The sequence below is a fragment of the Geothrix oryzisoli genome, from assembly GCF_022808865.1.
Taxonomy (GTDB): domain Bacteria; phylum Acidobacteriota; class Holophagae; order Holophagales; family Holophagaceae; genus Geothrix; species Geothrix oryzisoli.
Window position 1 is genome coordinate 594,655 of sequence record NZ_JAKZLB010000002.1, and the last position, 17,955, is coordinate 612,609.

17 protein-coding genes are annotated in these 17,955 nt (G+C 68.2%); 6 read left to right on the top strand and 11 right to left on the bottom strand.

Annotated elements, in window-relative coordinates; genetic code table 11:
- Positions 1-30 precede the first annotated feature (30 nt).
- The 7 genes from MLE43_RS07425 to MLE43_RS07455 form a co-directional block, all read right to left on the bottom strand.
- Positions 31-2,256: an aldehyde ferredoxin oxidoreductase family protein gene (locus MLE43_RS07425; RefSeq protein WP_243302938.1), complete on the bottom strand. Its 2,226-nt coding sequence runs from the start codon at positions 2,254-2,256 to the stop codon at positions 31-33.
- A 13-nt stretch (positions 2,257-2,269) separates the two neighbouring features.
- The gene (locus MLE43_RS07430; protein WP_243302939.1) at positions 2,270-2,692 is read right to left on the bottom strand and encodes a 4Fe-4S binding protein; all 423 of its coding nucleotides are present in this window, start codon (positions 2,690-2,692) and stop codon (positions 2,270-2,272) included.
- A 110-nt stretch (positions 2,693-2,802) separates the two neighbouring features.
- Positions 2,803-3,921, bottom strand: a complete 1,119-nt coding sequence (locus tag MLE43_RS07435; protein ID WP_243302940.1) for an ABC transporter ATP-binding protein — start codon at positions 3,919-3,921, stop codon at positions 2,803-2,805.
- Positions 3,918-4,616 (bottom strand): ABC transporter permease, encoded by a 699-nt coding sequence (locus MLE43_RS07440; protein ID WP_243302941.1) that lies wholly within the window; start codon positions 4,614-4,616, stop codon positions 3,918-3,920. The genes MLE43_RS07435 and MLE43_RS07440 overlap by 4 nt, the downstream gene beginning before the upstream one ends.
- Positions 4,617-4,622: 6 nt before the next feature.
- Positions 4,623-6,254 carry an L-glutamate gamma-semialdehyde dehydrogenase gene (gene pruA / locus MLE43_RS07445; protein WP_243302942.1) on the bottom strand — a complete coding sequence of 544 codons (1,632 nt, stop codon included), beginning with the start codon at positions 6,252-6,254 and terminating at the stop codon, positions 4,623-4,625.
- A 23-nt stretch (positions 6,255-6,277) separates the two neighbouring features.
- Positions 6,278-7,114 (bottom strand): ABC transporter substrate-binding protein, encoded by an 837-nt coding sequence (locus MLE43_RS07450; protein ID WP_243302943.1) that lies wholly within the window; start codon positions 7,112-7,114, stop codon positions 6,278-6,280.
- A gap of 77 nt (positions 7,115-7,191) precedes the next feature.
- Positions 7,192-7,551, bottom strand: a complete 360-nt coding sequence (locus MLE43_RS07455; protein WP_243302945.1) for a winged helix-turn-helix domain-containing protein — start codon at positions 7,549-7,551, stop codon at positions 7,192-7,194.
- A gap of 63 nt (positions 7,552-7,614) precedes the next feature.
- On the opposite strand from MLE43_RS07455, the gene MLE43_RS07460 reads away from it, so the two are divergent.
- Genes MLE43_RS07460 through MLE43_RS07470 form a run of 3 tightly spaced genes read left to right on the top strand, consistent with a single transcriptional unit; the run spans position 7,615 to position 9,683 of the window.
- The gene (locus MLE43_RS07460) at positions 7,615-8,058 is read left to right on the top strand and encodes a hypothetical protein (RefSeq protein ID WP_243302947.1); all 444 of its coding nucleotides are present in this window, start codon (positions 7,615-7,617) and stop codon (positions 8,056-8,058) included.
- On the top strand, positions 8,058-9,284 hold the full coding sequence (locus tag MLE43_RS07465) for a molybdopterin molybdotransferase MoeA (RefSeq protein ID WP_243302950.1): 1,227 nt from the start codon (positions 8,058-8,060) through the stop codon (positions 9,282-9,284). Before MLE43_RS07460 ends, MLE43_RS07465 begins: the two co-directional genes overlap by 1 nt.
- Positions 9,285-9,296: 12 nt before the next feature.
- Entirely contained in the window at positions 9,297-9,683 is a 387-nt protein-coding gene (locus tag MLE43_RS07470) for a DUF488 domain-containing protein (protein ID WP_243302952.1), read from the top strand.
- Here MLE43_RS07470 and MLE43_RS07475 read toward each other — a convergent pair.
- Positions 9,673-10,866: an amidohydrolase family protein gene (locus MLE43_RS07475; RefSeq protein WP_243302953.1), complete on the bottom strand. Its 1,194-nt coding sequence runs from the start codon at positions 10,864-10,866 to the stop codon at positions 9,673-9,675. The two genes, MLE43_RS07470 and MLE43_RS07475, sit on opposite strands and share 11 nt — an antisense overlap.
- Positions 10,867-10,938: 72 nt before the next feature.
- Here MLE43_RS07475 and MLE43_RS07480 point away from each other — a divergent pair, with 72 nt between their 5' ends.
- From MLE43_RS07480 to MLE43_RS07490, 3 genes are all read left to right on the top strand, one after another.
- Positions 10,939-12,303 carry an MFS transporter gene (locus MLE43_RS07480; protein WP_243302954.1) on the top strand — a complete coding sequence of 455 codons (1,365 nt, stop codon included), beginning with the start codon at positions 10,939-10,941 and terminating at the stop codon, positions 12,301-12,303.
- A gap of 154 nt (positions 12,304-12,457) precedes the next feature.
- The gene (locus tag MLE43_RS07485) at positions 12,458-13,600 is read left to right on the top strand and encodes a homogentisate 1,2-dioxygenase (protein ID WP_243302955.1); all 1,143 of its coding nucleotides are present in this window, start codon (positions 12,458-12,460) and stop codon (positions 13,598-13,600) included.
- A 12-nt stretch (positions 13,601-13,612) separates the two neighbouring features.
- Complete coding sequence (locus MLE43_RS07490) at positions 13,613-14,536, top strand: mechanosensitive ion channel family protein (RefSeq protein WP_243302956.1); 924 nt, start codon at positions 13,613-13,615, stop codon at positions 14,534-14,536.
- Here the strand turns inward: MLE43_RS07490 and MLE43_RS07495 are convergent.
- The 3 genes from MLE43_RS07495 to MLE43_RS07505 are packed head-to-tail and all read right to left on the bottom strand — an operon-like array spanning position 14,533 to position 17,930.
- Positions 14,533-15,999 (bottom strand): amidohydrolase family protein, encoded by a 1,467-nt coding sequence (locus MLE43_RS07495; protein ID WP_243302958.1) that lies wholly within the window; start codon positions 15,997-15,999, stop codon positions 14,533-14,535. The two genes, MLE43_RS07490 and MLE43_RS07495, sit on opposite strands and share 4 nt — an antisense overlap.
- Before the next feature lie 27 nt (positions 16,000-16,026).
- The gene (locus tag MLE43_RS07500) at positions 16,027-16,884 is read right to left on the bottom strand and encodes a flavin reductase family protein (RefSeq protein WP_243302960.1); all 858 of its coding nucleotides are present in this window, start codon (positions 16,882-16,884) and stop codon (positions 16,027-16,029) included.
- An 8-nt stretch (positions 16,885-16,892) separates the two neighbouring features.
- Positions 16,893-17,930 carry a proline iminopeptidase-family hydrolase gene (locus MLE43_RS07505; protein ID WP_243302962.1) on the bottom strand — a complete coding sequence of 346 codons (1,038 nt, stop codon included), beginning with the start codon at positions 17,928-17,930 and terminating at the stop codon, positions 16,893-16,895.
- Positions 17,931-17,955 lie beyond the last annotated feature (25 nt).

Genomic DNA, 17,955 nt, shown 5'->3' on the forward strand with positions numbered 1-17,955 from the left:
GAGAATCGGCCGCGGATGCGGCCGGTTCTCTCAGAGGTGCTGCTTGACGACCTCGACGACTTCCGGGAACGCATCGAGGCCCAGCTCCTTCAGGCGCGCCAGGGTCGGCACGCCGTCGAGCGTCCAGCCGCGGCGGGTGTAGACGCTGTCCATAAGCTGGGAGAAGCGGCCGGTGCGCCACTCGCGGTGCAGGGCCATCTTCTCCTCGGTGCTCTTGCCCGCGGGGTCGAGGCCCATCTCCGTGAGAATCTGCTGGTCGTAGCGCTCGGCGCGGGACTCGTACTCCTCCTTCGTCACGGGGCCCAGGGAGCGGTAGGGCGCCGCGTCGTGGAGGCGCAGGCCCTTGCCCATCCGGATGTTGAACACGCGCTGGAAGTTGTAGACCCGCGCGGACTGCATGATCAGGTCTTCCTTGTCGATCTTCACGCCCGTGGTGGCGCTGAAGAGGTCCACGTAGTTCTGCACGTGCTCGGGCACCTTGTGGGCCTCGGGCTGCTCGGAGTTGTTGGCGGGCACCACGTCGTTCCAGGGCAGCTTGCAGAAGCCGTTGAGGCCGAACCAGGTGCGGAAGAGGGGGAAGTAGTAGAGCGCCTCCGCCTTGTCCTCGAAGGTGGGGATCTGCTTGTTCACCATGTCCATAAAGATCAGCCAGGCCTCGTCGTGCTGGGGCCCCTTGTTGGTGAGGGCGTAGCCGCCCTGCTGGGCCAGGGACTCCTTGGACATGTACTGGGAGTATTCGAGGCCCTTGTTCTCCATGCCGATGTCGTTGATGAGCTGCGGGTCGCCCCAGCCCTTCGCGATGAAGTATTCCTTCATCTTCTTCACGCCCAGGCCGGCGATCTTGCCGAAGCCTTCGCCGCGGGCCATCTGGTGCATCATCTCGAGGTCGGCCTCGGCATTGCCCCAGGTCATCTCCAGGCCGCCCGTGCGCTCCTTGTTGAGGATGCCGCGCTGGTAGCACTCCATGACGAAGGCCGTGAGGGTGCCGTAGGTGATGGTGCAGATGCCGTAGGTGTCGCAGTAGAAGTTCAGCTCCAGCAGGTAGTCGGGATTGAAGACGCCGCAGTTGGAGCCCAGGCCCGCCGCATTCTCGTACTCGGGGCCGTCCACCGTGACCATGTCGCCCTGGTACGGGCCGGTCTTCAGGACGAGGCCGTCCGCGCCCTTGGCGCAGGCCATGGAGCAGCCGTACCAGCAGCCGTCCACGGTGTGCTGGGTGCAGCGCTGCTGCCAGTAGCTGCTGTCGATCTTGTGGACATCCGGGTGCGAGCCGTACTGGAAGTTGTGGACGGGCAGCAGGTCGTAGGCGTCCATGATCTCCACGATGTGCGCCGTGCCGTTGCGCCGCATCATGCACTGGCTGCCGTCGTTCTCGCGGATCTCCTTGTGGTACTTGATGCCGGTCTTGGCGATGGTCTCGGGATCGACTGGGTGGTTGAGGTCGCCCGCGACCTTGGGCCCGCGGACGACGAGCGCGCGGATGCGCTTGTCCCGGAACACGGTGCCGATGCCCCCCCGGCCGGCCTGCTTGAAGCGGACGCACTTGCGGCGGCGGTCGTAGAAGGAGAAGTTCAGCATGCCGATGAGGCTGTGCTCGGCCGCCGCACCCGTGGACACCACGGAGATGTTGGGCAGGTCCTTCTCGTTCTCGGCGTACATGTGGGTGAGGACCTCGGCCAGCACATGGCTGTCCACGGGATCCTTGGGCGCCTCCTCGATGCGGATGAGGCCCTTCACGCCGTCGATGAACAGGATGATGTCCTTGTCCGACTTGCCCTGCAGCTCCAGGGCGTCGAAGCCCGAGAACTTGAGCAGGGGACCGTAGAAGCCGCCCACGTTGGAATCGATGGGGATGTCCGTCTGGGGCGAGAGGCTCACCACCAGGGACTTGCCGGTGCCCGCGTACTGGGTCATGCCGGCCACGGGGCCGGGGCTGATGATGATCTCGTTCTCGGGGTCGTTCCACCGGGTGGTGGGCTTCACGGCGTTCCAGAGGTGGTAGAGGCCGAAGCCGCGGCCACCGATGAAGACGTCCTTCATCTGCTGGGTGACGGGCTTCTCCGTGATCTCCAGGGAGCCCACGTTCACGTAGAGCGTGCGGTTCGTGTAGCCCTTGTCCGGCAGGCTGGGCGTGTAGGTGATCTCCTTCAGCACCTTGTGGGCGGCCTGGATGGCCTCGAGGCCCTCCAGGTACTCGGTGCGCTGGGTGTAGTCGATGGCCATCACTTTGCTGGGATCGAAGACGAGCTGGCTCATGGGATTCCCTTTCTCAGATGATCCGGACGGCCGGCTCGGGGGCGTCCACGATGGAGAGGGCCCCATGGGGGCAGACCTTCACGCAGATGCCGCAGGAGGTGCACTTGTGGGGGACGATCCAGTCCGGGTTCCGCATGAAGGCGTCCTTCTCGCAGAAGCCGATGCACATGTAGCAGCCCACGCAGAGCTGCTTGTCGATCATCACCACGCCCAGCTTGTTGCGCTTGAGGGCCTCGGAGGGGCAGACCACCACGCAATCGCCGCACTGGTCGCAGAGGATGGCCTGGCCGCCGCCGTCCTCGTAGGCCTTGATCTGGAGCGCGGCCTGGGCGGGATCGTCCACCTTGAAGACCTTGATGGCGCACTCCAGCTCGCACTCGTGGTTGCAGTTGCGCCCTGCGTCGCACTTCTGGAAATCGATCACCAGCTGTTTCATGGCTCGGGCGCCTCCAACCTCTGACCTTTGACTACACGACAATCCGGAGTGGCCGGGACCACTCCAGATGCGAGGCTAGTCCGGGCCAGGACCCCGGGCAATGGACGCGGTCACACTTCGGCGTCGAGGCCCTCCCGCCGGATGAGGTGGGCTGCCGTGGCCTTGAAGGAGGCCACGATGGCGCCACCGGGCTCAAGGCCCAGTTCTGCCAGGGATTGCGCGGTCACGTAAGCCGCCAGGAAGAAGCCGCAATCCAGCTCGATCTTGAAGAAGGGACCCCTCGGAATGACCTTGGCGATGGTGCCGGGGAAGGCGTTCCGGGCGCTGCTGGATTTGTCGGTGTGTAAAGAAAGGGAGACATTTTCCGGACGGATGCCCACCAGGACGGTCTGACCGGGCCGGGCCTCTCCCATGGCCAGCACCTCATGGCCATCGGCCCCCTTGCCGAGCCGCAGGGTCAGCAGCCCCTCGCCGCTCGCGGCCACCTGCCCCTTGAGCAGGGTCTCCATGCCCACGAAGGCCGCCACGAAGGGATCCTGCGGGTGGTTCATGACCTCCCGCAGGCCCCCGGTCTGGAGGATGGCCCCGCCTTTCATCACGGAGAGCCGGTGCGCCAGACGCGCGGCCTCGCCCTGGTCGTGGGTGGAGATGACGGCGGTGCTGCCGGTCTCCGCCAGGATGCGGCCCAGGTCGTCGAGCAGGCCCTCCCGGGCGGGCGCGTCCAGGGAGGCGAAGGGCTCGTCCAGGAAGAGGATCTCCGGCCCCAGGACGAAGGCCCGGGCCAGGGCCGTGCGCTGGGCCTCGCCTCCGGACAGGTGCCGCGCGGACCGGTCGAGCAGGTGCCCGATGCCCAGGCGCTCGGCCCAGGCGCGCACGGCGGGCTCGCGCACGGCGGAAGGAAGGCCCCGGAGCCTTGGCCCGGTGGCGATGTTCTGGGCCACGGTGGCGTCGAAGAGGAGAGGGTCCTGGAAGACCATGGTCATGCGGCGGCGGTAGGCCTCGCGCTCCGACCGGACGCCCAGGTCCGCGCCTTTGAAGCGAAGATTCCCCCCGGACAGGGGCAGCAGGCCCGCCAGGGCCAGCATGAGCGTGCTCTTGCCGGCGCCGTTGGGGCCCATGAGGGCCAGCACCTCGCCGGCGCGGAGGTCCAGCGCGGGCACGTCGAGAACCTGGGTTCCGCCCCGGTGGACCTTGAGGTTCCGCGCCTCCAGGACGGTCGCGCGGCTCATCGGGGCCGGTTCCGCTGCTGGAGGTGCGTCAGCACGGCGTTCACCGAGAACGCCAGGACCAGCAGGAGGATGCTGAGGGCGAAGGCCACCTCGAAGTTGCCCTTGCTGGTCTCCATGACCGTGGCCGTGGTCAGCACCCGTGTCTGGCCCTTGATGTTGCCGCCCACCATGATGGAGGCGCCCACCTCGGAGATGACGCCGCCGAAGCCGGCCATCACGGCCGCCAGCAGGGGCAGGCGGGCCTCCTTCAGGAGCAGCCACACCATCTGGGGCCGCGAGGCGCCCAGGGCGAGGATCTGCAGCCGCAGGCCCGGCGGCAGATGCTGGAGGGCCGAGAGGCTGATGCCCGCGATGATGGGCGAGGCGATGACGGCCTGGGCCAGGATCATGGCCGAGGGCGTGTATAGGATCTCCAGGAAGCCGAGGGGTCCGTTCCGCCACAGCAGCACGGTGACGAAGAGGCCCACCACCACGGGCGGCAGGCCCATGCCTGTGTTGAGCAGGGCGATGACCAGCCGCTTGCCGGGAAACTCGTTCAGGGCCACAGGGATGGCCACGCCCAGGCCGATCACCAGGCTGATGAGGGTGGCCAGGCCCGACACCTCGAGGGAGAGCAGGGTGATCCGGAGGACCTCGGGATCCAGCGTGAGCAGCAACTCCAGCGCCTTCCGCAGGCCCTCCCAGATCAGGTCCATGGGCTCCTATTCTTGCTCGAGGAAGGGGAACTTGAGGTCCCGGGGCGGCGTGAAGCTCTCCTTGATGGTGCGGGGAGAGGTCCAGCGGATCAGGTTCAGGAAGCTGCCGGCCTTGTCGTTGGTGCCCGAGGCGCGGGCCCCGCCGAAGGGCTGGTGGCCGACCACGGCGCCGGTGGGCTTGTCGTTGATGTAGAAGTTCCCGGCGGTGTTGGCCAGGGCGTCCGTGAGGTGGTTGATCACGTAGCGGTCGCGGGCGAAGATGGCGCCGGTGAGGGCGTAGGGCGAGGTCTCGTCCAGCAGGCGCAGGGTCTCGTCCAGCTTCGCGTCGTCGTAGACGTAGAGGGTGACGACGGGGGCGAAGATCTCCTCCTGCATGGTCACGAACTTGGGGTCCGTGGTGAGGATGATGGTGGGCTCCACGAACCAGCCCTTGGCCTTGTCACCCTTGCCGCCCACGAGGATCTCCGCGTCCTTGGAGGCCTTCGCCAGCTCGATGTACTTCATGGCGTTGTCGAAGGAGGCCTCGTCGATCACGGCATTGAAGAAGTTGCGGAAGTCGCGCACGTCACCCATGCGGATCTCGCCCATCAGCTCCAGCAGGCGCGCTTTTAGCTCGGCCCAGCGGGAGGCGGGCGCATAGACGCGGGAGCAGGCCGAGCACTTCTGCCCCTGGTACTCGAAGCCCGCACGCACGATGGCCGCGGCGGTCTCGTCCACGTCCCCGGAGGCGTGCATGAAGACGTAGTCCTTGCCGCCGGTCTCGCCCACGATGCGCGGGTAGCTCCGGTAGCGCTCCAGGTTGCCGCTGATGGTCTTCCACATGCCGTTGAAGACGCCCGTGGAACCCGTGAAGTGGAGGCCCGCGAAGTTGCGGTCCTCGAGCGCGATCTTCCCGATCATGGAACCCCGGCCGGGGATGAAGTTGATGACGCCATCCGGCAGGCCGGCCTCCTTGTAGAGCTGCATGAGGTAGTGGTTCGACACCACGGAGGTGGAGGCGGGCTTCCACACCACGGTGTTGCCCATGACGGCCGGGGCCGTGGGCAGGTTCGCGGCGATGGCGGTGAAGTTGAAGGGGGTCACGGCGAAGACGAAGCCCTCGAGCGCACGGTAGTGCACGCGGTTCCACACGTGGGGATCGGAGATCGGCTGCTGCTTGTAGATCTCCTCCATGAACTTCGCGTTGTAGCGGAAGAAGTCGGCGGTCTCGCAAGTGCTGTCGATCTCCGCCTGGTAGGCGCTCTTCGACTGGCCCAGCATGGTGGCGGCATTCAGGATGTAGCGGTACTTCCCGGAGATGAGGCTGGCCACCTTGTGGAAGATGGCGGCGCGATCCTCCCAGGGCGTGGCCTCCCAGGCCTTCTTGGCCGCCATGGCCGCATCGATGGCCAGGCGGACCTCGGCCTCGCCGGCCTCGTGATACCGCGCCAGCACATGCTGGTGGTCGTGGGGGCAGACGGCCTTCTGCGTCTTCCCGGTGCGCACTTCCTTCCCGCCGATGATGAGCGGGATGTCCAGCTCCAGGGCGTACTGGCGCTCCAGCTCGGCCTTCAGGAGGGCGCGCTCCTTCGAGCCGGGCGCGTAGGGGAGGATGGGCTCATTGTGGGATTCGGGCAGGCTGAAGATGGCATTGGACATGGGGTTCCCTCCGTCCGGCCCGCCTATTCCGGCCTGCCGGCATCAGGAAAGAATAGCGGTGATCCAAAGGTTCCAATTCCGAATTCTTTGATGGTGGTCTGCACAGCTTTCGACACCAGGAAGTCAGCAAATGCGCGGGCTCCGGGGGTGTTCACCCTGGGATGCCGCGCCGGGTCGACTTCGATGACGTGGTAGACATTCAGGAGGGCCGCATCGCCTTCGCTCAGGATCTCCAGCCCGAGTTTTTTCCGCAGGGCCAGGTAGGTGCCCCGGTCTGACAATGTGTAAGCCCGCTTTTCGGCGGCCACGGCCAGGGTCTGGCCCATGCCGAGGCCGGTCTGCTGGTACCAGGCCTGGCCCTCGGGCTTGAGGCCCGCGGCGGCCCAGAGCTTCTTCTCCTGGGCGTGGGTGCCGGAGTTGTCGCCCCGGGACATGAAGACGGCGTGCCCCGCGGCGATGGCCTGGAGCGCTGCGGCCGCGGCCTTCCCGCGCACGCGGGCAGGATCCCCGGCGGGGCCGAGGAGGATGAAATCGTTGTGCATGACGAGGCGGCGGTTCACGCCGGAGCCCTCGGCCATGAGGGCCTTCTCAGCGTCCGGAGAGTGCACGAGGAGCACGTCCGCCTCGCCCTTCTTCCCCATGGCGATGGCCTGGCCGGACCCCACGGCGATGGTCTTCACCACATAGCCCGTCTGCTTCTCGAAGCGGGGAATGAGCTCGTCCAGCAGGCCGGAGTCCTGGGTGCTGGTGGTGGTGGCGAGGATCACCGTCTTCGCGGCGGGCTGGCCCGCCTGGAGGCCCGCGCAGGCCAGGGAGGCCGCCAGCAGCCAGGTCCATCCGGGGAATCTCGGGGTGCGCACGGTGCCTCCTGGGCGATGGCTTCGACAGGATACAACGGAAGTGGGAATCAGCCCGGCCTGGCAGCTGGAATGTGACCTCAGTCCAGCAGCCGCTTCCGGAAGGCCCGCACATCGGTGGCGATGGCTTCCGCCGCCTTGGCCTGGATCGCCCGGAAGCGGGCGAGGGCCTCCTGGCCGGTGGGGGTCAGGACCGCCCCACCCCCCCGGTGGCCGCCCTTGGCCGCGGCCACCACGGGCGCGTGGAAGCACTGGTTCATCTCGTCCACCAGCAGCCAGGCCTTGCGGTAGCTCATCTCCAGCCGCCGGGCGGCGGCGGAGATGGAGCCCGTCTCCCCGATGGCCTCCAGGAGATCGGCCTTGCCCTGGCCGATGGCGATATCGGCGCCGTAGGCGATGCGGATGCGGATGGAGGCGGCGGGAGAGGCGGCTTTGGCCATGGCGGGACCTCGGGGCGAACCCATTTCAGCACAGGGGGGAAGGGGATCTGCTAGAAGGGAAGCATGGATTCCAGCGACACGGGCCGTTCATCCCCCCGCACCCTCCGGACGCTGCTGTTCCCGGAGCGGCCCCGGTTCTTCCCCTGGGCGCGGCCGGTGCAGCTCTTCCTGCGGAGCGTGCACATCGCGGCCATGGCCCTGGTGGTGGGCGGCCTCCCCTTCGGCGCCGGGTTCGAGGCCCTGCGCGGCCCCATCCTGGTCACCATCGCCAGCGGCATCCTGCTCTTCGGCATCGACCTGGCGCGGGACCTGGGCATCCTCGTCCAGGGCAGCGGCGTGGCCGTGCTGGTAAAGCTGGCCCTGCTGGGCCTGGGCGCCTTCCAGCCCGCCCACCGCCTGCCCTGGTATCTGGCGGCCACGCTGGTCGCCTCGGTGGGCTCCCACATGACCGGCGCCTGGCGCCACTTCTCCTTCGTGCAATGGAAGGTCCTGAGGTACCCGGACTGATGCCCACGCCCGCCCAAGCCCTCGACCTGATCCTGGACCGCGTGGCGCCCCTGCCGCCCCGGTCCGTCCCGCTATCCGAGGCCCTGGGACTGGCCGCAGCCGAGGCCCTGGTCGCCGCTGAGCAGGTGCCCCCCTTCACCAACTCGGCCATGGACGGCTACGCCGTGCGGGCCGCGGACCTCGCCGCCGCCGCGCCGGACCACCCCATCCGCCTGCGGGTGCTGGGGGACCTCGCCGCCGGGGCCACGTCGGACCGGGCCGTGGAAACCGGTACGACTTGGCGCATCATGACCGGGGCGCCCCTGCCCGAAGGCGCCGATGCCGTGGTGCCGGTGGAGGATACCCAGCGGGGCGCCGACTGGATGGAGGCGCGGAAGCCCCTCCGCGCAGGCGCCCACATCCGCCACGCGGGCGAGGACATCCAGGCAGGCCTGGCCTTGGTGGCCCCCGGCCGCGTGCTGCGTCCGGGCGACTTGGGCGTCCTGGCCGCCGTGGGGAAGCCCGTCGTGCCGATCCATCCGCGGGCGCGGGTGGCCGTCCTCACCACCGGGGACGAGCTGGTGGATGCCGCGGAACGGCCCGGCCCCGGCCAGATCCGCGACGCGAACATCCACTCGATCTGCGCCCAGGTGGCCGCCTGCGGGGCCGTCCCCGTCCCCTTTCCGCGGGTGCGGGACGACCGGGCCACGCTGGCCGGCGTGCTGCGCGAGGCGCTGCAGGCCGACGCCATCCTCACCACTGGCGGCATCTCCGTGGGCGACTACGACTTCGTGAAGCCCATCCTGGAGGAGCTGGGCGCGCGCCGTGTCTTCTGGAAGGTGGCCCAGAAGCCGGGCGGGCCGCTGGGTTTCTGGATGATCGAAGGCAAGCCGGTCTTCGGCATTCCCGGCAATCCGGTGGCCGCCATGCTCATGGTGGAGGAGTATGTGCGGCCGGCCCTGCGGCGGCTCATGGGCTTCTCCGCGCTGCACCGCCCCGTGGCCGAGGCCGTGCTGGAGGATGGCTGGAGCGGGAAGGCCGGCGACCGGCGCACCACCTTCCTGCGGGTGGTGGCCCGCCGCGAAGGGGACCGGCTCCTGGCCCGGCTCACGGGCCCGCAAGGCTCCGCCATCCTCTCGTCCATGCTCCACGCCAATGCCCTGGCCGTGATCCCGCCCGGAGTGGACCGCGTGGAACCCGGGGGCACCCTCACGCTCCACCTCACGGAAGCGGCAGAGGATCACTGAAGGGAGGACGCCATGGCCATCCGCGTGGTGCGACTGGGAACACCGAGGGTGGCGGGCGAGGGTCTGCGGATCGGCACCGTGCGACGGCCGCCCCGGGGCGTGCCCAAGGCCGAGTTCGCCACCCGCGACTTCTACGACGTGTGGCTGCCGGAGGCGGCGCCCAGCGAGGAGCTGGTGAAGCAGGCCCAGGCCGCCGAAACCGACAAGGACTGGGCGGCCTTCAAGAAGAAGTACCGGACGGAGATGGGCCATCCCGAGAAGGCCCGCCTCCTGGACCTGCTGGCGGCCCTGTCCCACCGGATGGACCTGGCCGTGGGCTGCTACTGCGAGGACGAGGCGCGCTGCCACCGCTCCGTGCTGCGCGAGCTGCTAACCGAGCGCGGCGCCCTCATCCGCTGAGGGCGGCCGGATCCCGCTGGAAGACGCCGGCTGCGAACCGGCGCCCCGTGCGGGGATCCCGCAGGGTGCGCTTCAGCACGAAGTCGAAGAGGAGCGGGTTGGCCTTCCAGACCTCGTTGAGGGCCCTCCGCTCCGCGGGGGTGATGAACTTCAACTGCACGAGACCACGGGTCCAGATCACGAGGTCCACGCCGGGCAGGGGGTAGTCGCTGCCGTTGAGCAGCCGGCCGTCCAGGTCCCGGTTCAACAGCGTGCGAAGCGGACGGGGCAGCCGATTGACCTGGGTGATGGCGGAGAGATCGCCGTAAAGCTGGCCCCGGTACCTGGGCTCGTCCATGAGTCGGAGGAAGAGGTCGAAGTTCGAGGCCGTCTTCCCGGGATGATCCAGGTCCGCGTTCCGCCCCAGGCTGGCACCGTGGGCCACGATCACCGTGACACCCAGGTCCAGCGGCCGGCGCAGGCGCAGCGGGTTGCCCAGGGCCTGGGCATCCTTGACTGCCACGGCCTTCTCCTCGCCGGCATGGGTGAGCAGGACCACACCGAGCGCCTTCATGCGGCGGTAGAAGGGGTCGTAGCGGGGATCCGCGGGATCGATGGCCTGGGCGTTGGGCAGCCACTTGAGCAGCCGGATCCCCTTGGCCGCGCAGCGCTCCAGTTCCTCAAGGGCGTCCTTCCGGGCCGGGTGGATGGAGGCCACGGGGACGAAGACATCCGGGTACCGGGCGGCGGCCTCCAGCACATAGTCGTTCGGCACGTGGAACTCGGTTCGCGCGGGATCGGGGGTGCCGTCGGGATGGTAGGCCCGGTCCATGGCCAGCAGATGGACCTTCACGGGACGGGGGAAGGCCCGGGCGCGGGAGGCCAGGATCTCCAGGTAGTCGCGGTCGAAGTGGTCCAGCCCCTTCACGCCCGTGGCTTTCAGGTAGAGGTTCGTCCCCAGGCGCTTCATGGGATGACGGGTACTGAGCTTCTCGGGGTTCACCGAAGTCCCGTCACCGTCCTGCCCGAGGCCGATGGCATGCACGTGGACATCCATCACGGGGCGGGCCGGATCCAGGTCCGAGAAGGCGCGGTCGATCAGGGTCTGCGCGGCGGGGGAGAAGGGTGGCGCGGCGGATAGAGAGGTCAACCCCAGGGCCAGGGCCAGGGTCAGGCGGAACCGGCGGGAAGGGCGGGGGGACATCTGCCAGAGATACCAGAATCCGCGGGCCGGGGACACCTCGCCATGCGAGACTAATGCGACCTTGAGGTAGCCATGTCTGCAGAACCCTCCTTCCGCGAGAAGTACTCCTTCCCTGCCAGCTACTGGAACGCGAACCTCACCGAGCTCTTCGAGCGGGCCGCCTACTACTCCATGGCGAGCTTCATCGTCATCTACCTGGGGCGGCTGGGGCTCGGCGACTACTGGCCGAGCACGCTGAACGGGGTGCTCTGGTTCCTGGTCTACTTCCTGCCCATCCTCAGCGGCACCATCGCGGACCAGATCGGCTTCCGACGGAGCCTGCTCCTGGCCTGTGTGCTGCTGGTGGGCGGCTACTTCCTCATGGGCTATCCCGTCTGGTTCGGCGGACAGACCCTCGCCCTGCAGGCCGGGAAGGAGGTCACGGCCGGAATGGGCGTGATGGTGCCCGTGGCGGCGGCCATCGTGCTGGTCGGCATCGGCGGCTCCTTCGTGAAGCCCTGCATCGCCGGCACCGTGCAGCGCACGCACCTGGGCAAGGCCACCCTGGCCTTCGCCATCTTCTACATGGTCATCAACATCGGCAGCGTGTTCGGCCGCCTCACGGCCTTCTTCGTGCGCACGAAGCTCGGCAAGCTGGACACCATCTTCCTGGTCTCCATGGCGGCCTCGGTGCTGGCCTTCCTGGTGGTGGCCCTGCTCTACCGCGATCCCGAATCCACCGTGGACCCCGCCAAGCCCAAGCGGACGATCCCCGAGATCCTCCTGGGCATGGTCACGGTGCTGGGCAGCGGCCGCTTCGCCCTGTTCCTGCTGGTGAGCAGCGGCTTCTACTTCATCTACAACCAGGTCTACAACGTGCTGCCGCTCTACGTGAAGAAGACGGTGGAGCTGAGCCCGGCCATGGATCTCTACACCATGGCCAACCCCATCACCATCGTGCTGTTCCAGCTGCTCATCACCAAGCTGTTCGGTAAGCTGCCGCCCATCAAGTCCATCATCGTGGGCACCGTGATCATCGGCCTCGCCATGCTCATCAACGTGGCGCCACTCTTCATGGCGGGCGGCGTGACGGTCAGGCTGTGGCTTCCTCTGGGGAGCCTCTTCATCGTGATGACCGTGGCCCTCATCGCCTTCGGCGAACTGTTCGCCTCCAGCCGCCTCTACGAGTACATCGGCTCGCTGGCGCCCAAGGGCCAGGAGGGCCTCTACCTTGGCTATTCCAACCTGCCCATGGCCATCGGCAGCCTGGTGGGCGGCCCTGCCGGGGCCTGGCTCTTCAACCGCGTCATGTGTGCCGGCGCCGTGAAGCAGGCGGATGGCCTGCTGAAGCTCGACCCCAGGGCCGCCGCCACCGGCTGGATCATCCTCACCCTCTTCGGCCTGGGCAGCGCGCTCAGTCTGTGGATCTACAACCGATGGCTGCAGAAGCAGGCGTAGAAGATCTCGACGAAGGGCACGAAGGGAAGACCAGGGCACGAAGCGGGAGAGGCTTCGTGCCCTTCCTGCCTTTCTGGGCGATCTTGGTGGAGTCCTTGCTTTAGGCATTGAGCTTGAATTTGGAGATAATGGAACCCCGCTCCCCGAGGCTCCCATGTCGAAGAAGGAAACGCCGCTCTTCCCCCTGCGCAAGGGACTCCACACGCGCCAGGCGCACGTGGACCTGCCTGCGGGCACCTTCGAGGAGGAGCACGCACGAAACGGGTTCTTCGGCCGCACCACCCACCTCTACCGCCTGCATCCGGTGACGGACTGGACCCGCATCGAGGGCCCGCTGCGACCCCACAGCTACGACCTGAATGGGCTGAAGCCCTCGGCGGATGAGGCGGTGCGGGCCTCCATGTTCGGCTCGACGGAACCGGCCTTCGCGCCCATCTGCATCCTCCACAATGCCGACGTGGCCCTGCACTGGGTGGCGCCCGCGGCCATGGACTTCTTCTACCGCAATGCCGACGGCGACGACGTCTACTACATCCATGCGGGAGCCGGGAAGCTGGAGACCACCTTCGGCGTGATCCACTACGCCACCGGCGACTACCTGGTGATCCCCCGGGGCACGACCTACCGCTTTCTGCCGGACGCCTCGGAGCAGCGCCACCTGCTCATCGAGAGCTTCAGCGAGGTCACCATCCCCGACCGCAACCAGCTGGGGCCCAACGCCATCTTCGACCCGGCCATGGTGGACACGCCGGAGCTGGAGCCCTACGACGCCACCCCGCGGGAGTGGGCCGTCCACATCAAGCGCGAGAGCCAGATCACGAAGGTGTTCTACCCCTTCAATCCCCTGGACGTGGTGGGCTGGAAGGGCGACCTCACCGTGTGGCGCATCAATGTGAAGGACATCCGGCCCGTCGTCAGCGCCCGCTACCACCTGCCGCCCAGCGCGCACTCCACCTTCATCGCGGCCAACTTCGTCATCTGCTCCTTCCTGCCACGGCCCTTCGAGGAAGAAGAAGGCGCCATGCGCGTGCCCTTCTTCCACTCCAACATCGACTACGACGAGGTGCTGTTCTATTCGGCGGGGCACTTCTTCTCGCGCGATGGCATCGGCGCCGGCATGATGACCTGGCATCCCCAGGGCATCCACCACGGGCCGCACCCCAAGGCGATCCCCCTCAGCCGCACCAAGGACCGGACGGACGAGGTGGCCGTCATGGTGGACGCCTTCCGGCCGCTGAAGGCCACCCCTGCGGCGGAGCTGATGGAGAACGCCAACTACTGGGCCTCATGGAAGTAGACTGATGGCGTGATGCTTCTGACCCTTCAGCCTCTGATCAAGACCGAAGTCCGGCGCTTCGACCACTTCCTGGCGTGGATGGACCGCACGGGCTGGTCCCGGCTGGAGCACCTCCTCATGGTGGGGGTCGCCTGCCTGGCGATCCTGTGGAGCGTGAAGCTGGTGTCCCGCGCCGTGCGCAAGGCCGTGGACGACGGGAACGACCAGACGACCTCGGATGCCGAGCGGCGGGCGGAAACCCTGGGCTCCGTGCTCAACAACACGGCCCGGGTGCTGGCGATCATCTTCTTCCTGCTCATGACGCTCCAGGAATTCGGCGTCAACATCGGCCCTCTGGTGGCCGGCGCCGGCATCGCGGGCGTGGCCCTGGGCTTCGGGGCCCAGAGCCTGGTGAAGGACGTCATCAGCGGCTTCTTCCTCCTCATGGAGAACCAGTTCGGCGTGGGCGACATCATCAGCGTGGACGAGAAGCATGTGGGCACCGTGGAGCGCATGACGCTGCGGGTGACCCAGATCCGGGATGCCGAGGGCAAGGCCCACTTCATCCCCAACGGCTCTGTGGTGCGGGTGGTGGTGCTCTCCAAGGAGTTCGCCCGGGCCAAGGTCGAGGTGGGCGTCAGCTACGACACGGACATCGACGCGGCCATCGCGCTGCTGACGCGCATCGGGCAGGAGCTGGCGGAGGCCTGGCCCGACCGGGTGCTGGAGCCCACCCAGGTGCTGGGCGTGGAGGACCTGGGGGAGAGCGCCGTGACCCTGCGGACCTACACCAAGACAGCCCCCGCCAAGCAGTGGGAGGTGGCCCGGGAGCTGCGCCGCCGCATCCTCTTGGCCTTCCGCGAGGCTGGCATCGACATCCCCTATCCCCAGCGCGTCATCCATCACCGGGGAGAGGCGGTGCCGCCCGTACCGGAAACCGGGGACCGGAAGGCCTAGCGGATGCCCACGTGCCCGCGCACGGAGTCGAGGAGCTTCGCGGGGTCGTAGCCGAGGCCGTCCTTGAACACCGTCACCACGTTCTCGATGTCCTCGATCTTCTGCGTGGGGTCGCCCTTCACCACCACCAGGTCCGCCTGCTTGCCGGGCTCCAGGGTGCCGATGCGGTCCAGGCGGCCCAGGAAGGTGGCGCCGTTGGCGGTGTAGATGCGGATGGCCTCCAGGGGCGTGAAGCCGGCCTCCACCAGCAGCTCCAGCTCCCGGTGGTCGCCGAAGCCGGGCAGCACGCCGCCCATGCCCGTGGGATCGGGCCCCGCCAGCAGCAGTCCGCCGGCCCGGACGAAGGCCCGCTCGAAGGCCATCTCCTTCCGGAGCAGCTGCTCGGCACGGCTGTTCGAGACCGCGGGGACCCGCGCCCGGGCCGCCAAGTAGCTGGCCTTGGATTCCGCGGACATGGCCGCGAGCATCCGCGCCTGCAGGGGTGGGCGCCCGGGCACCCCCAGCTCGAAGACCGGCAGGGTGGAGGTGACCGCCACCCCCTTCGCCACCAGGTCCCGGATGAGGCCCTGCACCTCGGGGCCCGACACGTCCAGCTTCAGCCAGGAACCCCAGGAGGCGGCCACCGGGGGGCCCACGTCGGGCTTCTTGCCCGGCGTGAACTCGGTGTCCGTGAATACGGGACCGTGCTCGAAGTCGTCGATGCCCAGGGCCATGGCCTCGGGCCAGGTGACGGAGCCCAGATGCCCGGTCACCTTGAGGCCCCGGGCGTGGGCGGCCTGGATGGCGGCGCCGAGGTCGGCCCGGCGGACGTTCATGTAGGCCTTGAAGGAGGTCACGCCCGCATCGGCCCAGAAGTCCACGAAGCGGCGGGCGTCCTCGGGGCTCCGCAGGGCGTACATCTGCGGCGTCATGGGCTCGAGGCCCTCGAGGTAGGGGCCCGTCACGTCCATCTTCGGCCCGGGCATGAGGCCCGCATCGATCTGCCGCTTGAGGTTGAGGTCCGTGTAGGGCTCCAGGCTCCCCGTGGTGCGGATGGTGGTGACGCCGCAGGCCAGGTAGAGGCGCGGGGCCGAGTAGGCGATCTCGGCGAAGGTCCGCCCCGGCGCGGGGGCGCCGCCCTTGTCGTCGTTGTGGATGGAGTGGGTGTAGAACAGGTGGTTGTGCATGCCCACCAGGCCCGGGAGCACCGTGTGGCCCGTGAGGTCCAGCACCAGAGCCTCCTTGGGCGCCGGCAGGGCCGAGGCCGCACCCATGGCTTCGATGCGACCGTTCCGCAGGACCAGCGTCTGGTCCTCGCGGGCGGGTGAACCGGTGCCATCCACCACGCGCGCATGAACCAGGGCCACCACCGGCGCCTCGACCTTCAGGAACGCGCGCACCTCGGCGGAGGGCGTGGGGACCTGGGCCCCCAGCTGGAGCGCGAGGGCCGCGAGGAGGAGCGTGATGCAGCTTCGAGAGGACATGCAGCCTCCGGGTGGGTCTGTGCCAGCCTACGCGCGCAGGCGGAGCCCCGCCAGCCGCCAGGCCTCGTCCAGGTCGTTCCGCGCCAGGGCCGCCTGCAGGGCCCGCTCCAGGCCCTCGATGTCCAGGGGATCGCCCGCCCTGCGCACCATGGCCTCCAGGTCCGGCAGGCCGGGGCTGTTGGCCAACTGGCCCAGGTCGTTGGCGGTGAGGAGGCGGCTCTGCTTCAGGGGCGCGGGCAGGGCGTCGTAGCCCAGGGGCTTCCCGGCGGGCTTGGGCACCTGGAACACCGCCGCGCCGCTGGCCCGGGTGTAGAAGGCGCCCCCATTGCGGCCGATGAGGTCGAGGGCGTCCGGATGGAGGAGGCCGTCCACGAAGCAGTCCTCCCGCACATGGAAGGCCAGCACCTCGCCGATGAGCATGAGGCCGGAACCCGGACTCGTGCCCAGCTCCACCACCTGCTGCAGCCGGCACTCCATCTGGAAGGGGCTCTCCGCCACCAGGGCGGGCTGCACGAGCCGCGCAGGCAGGGGCGTGAGGCCGCTCTTGGGGAACTCGTCCACGCCGTCGGGCCACTCGGCGCTGGCCACGTTCATGGGATGCAGCATGGCGTGGCTCACAGCGGCGATGACGAACTCCCCCGTGGCCACGGCGTTCAGGTAGGTGTGCTTCACGGTGCCGTCGCGGCCCCGGCGGTTGGGCGCGAAGGCCACCGTGGGCGGGTTCGAGCCGAAGGCGTTGAAGAAGCTGAAGGGCGAGAGGTTCCGGATGCCGTCCTTCGAGAGGGTGCTGGCCAGGGCGATGGGCCTGGGCGCCACGCCGCCGCAGAGCAGGGCGTTGGTCTCGATGGGCGAGAGGTCCGCGGGGAGGATGGTGCGCAGGGACATACGCCGGCTCAGGGCTTCCCGAAGGTGACGGTCTTCCGGCCGGCGTCCGTTTCTTTCAGGAAGCGGATGAGGCCTTCGCAGTAGGTGCGCTGGTCATCCCACATCGACATGTGGCTGCCCTTCGGACAGAGCAGGAAGCTGCCGTGCTGCACCTGGGTGGAGACCCACTGCATGTGGGCGGGGTCCATGGTGTCGTAGGTGCCGCCGATGACCAGCGTGGGCATGGCCAGCTTCGGCAGGTCGGCCTTGCGGTCCCACGTCTCCAGCCGGCCCGAGGCGCCGAACTCGCTGGGGCCCTGCATGAGCACGTAGATGTCGTTGTTCGAGTGGGCCGAGGAGCGCTTGAAGGCGTCCGGCCACTCGGGCAGGCGGCAGAGGTGCAGGTTGTAGAAGTTCGGGACCAGCAGCTCCATGTAGCGGGGGTTCTCGTACTGGCCTCTGGCCTCCAGTTCCTTCACCTCCTTCACCACGGCAGGGTCCATCTGCCTGGCCAGCACCTCGGCGGCGTAGCGGTTGTAGTCGGTGATGCTCATCATCATGTTCGAGATGATCAGCCCCTTGAGGTTGGCACCGTACTTCAGGGCGTACTCCGCGGCCAGGATGCCGCCCCAGGAGTGGCCCAGCAGGTAGAAGTCGTCCTTGGTCAGGCCCAGGGCCTTCCGCACCTGTTCGACCTCTTCCACGAACCGCTCGGTGGTCCAGAGGTCGCGGTCCTTGGGCTGGTCCGAGTAGGCCGAGCCCAGCTGGTCGTAGTAGATGAACTCGATGCCCTCGGCGGGGAGGTAGCCCTCCAGCGACTCGAAGTACTCGTGGGTGGAGCCGGGTCCGCCGTGGAGCAGCAGCAGCTTGATGCGCGGGTTGTTCCCGAAGCGCTTGGTCCAGACCTTGAAGGTGCCCTTGGGTGTCTGGATGGGGATGACCTTCACGCCGCCCTCGCGCACGGCCGAAGCGTCCGCAAAATAGGCACGCAGGCTGGGTGCCTTCTGGGCGGAGGCCCCTGCCGGTCCGAGCAGCAGCGCGAGAAGAAGGACGAAGAGGCGTCGCATGGGGGCTCCGGACATGGGGGGTGTC

Excerpts from the sequence above, each read along its gene's own strand:
- MLE43_RS07490 (WP_243302956.1), top strand. The coding sequence starts at position 13,613 with ATGCTTCTGACCCTTCAGCCTCTGATCAAGACCGAAGTCCGGCGCTTC.
- MLE43_RS07485 (WP_243302955.1), top strand. The coding sequence starts at position 12,458 with ATGTCGAAGAAGGAAACGCCGCTCTTCCCCCTGCGCAAGGGACTCCAC.
- MLE43_RS07495 (WP_243302958.1), bottom strand. The coding sequence starts at position 15,999 with ATGTCCTCTCGAAGCTGCATCACGCTCCTCCTCGCGGCCCTCGCGCTC.
- MLE43_RS07425 (WP_243302938.1), bottom strand. The coding sequence starts at position 2,256 with ATGAGCCAGCTCGTCTTCGATCCCAGCAAAGTGATGGCCATCGACTAC.
- pruA (WP_243302942.1), bottom strand. The coding sequence starts at position 6,254 with ATGTCCAATGCCATCTTCAGCCTGCCCGAATCCCACAATGAGCCCATC.
- MLE43_RS07470 (WP_243302952.1), top strand. The coding sequence starts at position 9,297 with ATGGCCATCCGCGTGGTGCGACTGGGAACACCGAGGGTGGCGGGCGAG.
- MLE43_RS07505 (WP_243302962.1), bottom strand. The coding sequence starts at position 17,930 with ATGCGACGCCTCTTCGTCCTTCTTCTCGCGCTGCTGCTCGGACCGGCA.
- MLE43_RS07465 (WP_243302950.1), top strand. The coding sequence starts at position 8,058 with ATGCCCACGCCCGCCCAAGCCCTCGACCTGATCCTGGACCGCGTGGCG.
- MLE43_RS07460 (WP_243302947.1), top strand. The coding sequence starts at position 7,615 with ATGGATTCCAGCGACACGGGCCGTTCATCCCCCCGCACCCTCCGGACG.
- MLE43_RS07430 (WP_243302939.1), bottom strand. The coding sequence starts at position 2,692 with ATGAAACAGCTGGTGATCGATTTCCAGAAGTGCGACGCAGGGCGCAAC.
- MLE43_RS07435 (WP_243302940.1), bottom strand. The coding sequence starts at position 3,921 with ATGAGCCGCGCGACCGTCCTGGAGGCGCGGAACCTCAAGGTCCACCGG.
- MLE43_RS07480 (WP_243302954.1), top strand. The coding sequence starts at position 10,939 with ATGTCTGCAGAACCCTCCTTCCGCGAGAAGTACTCCTTCCCTGCCAGC.
- MLE43_RS07455 (WP_243302945.1), bottom strand. The coding sequence starts at position 7,551 with ATGGCCAAAGCCGCCTCTCCCGCCGCCTCCATCCGCATCCGCATCGCC.
- MLE43_RS07475 (WP_243302953.1), bottom strand. The coding sequence starts at position 10,866 with ATGTCCCCCCGCCCTTCCCGCCGGTTCCGCCTGACCCTGGCCCTGGCC.
- MLE43_RS07440 (WP_243302941.1), bottom strand. The coding sequence starts at position 4,616 with ATGGACCTGATCTGGGAGGGCCTGCGGAAGGCGCTGGAGTTGCTGCTC.
- MLE43_RS07500 (WP_243302960.1), bottom strand. The coding sequence starts at position 16,884 with ATGTCCCTGCGCACCATCCTCCCCGCGGACCTCTCGCCCATCGAGACC.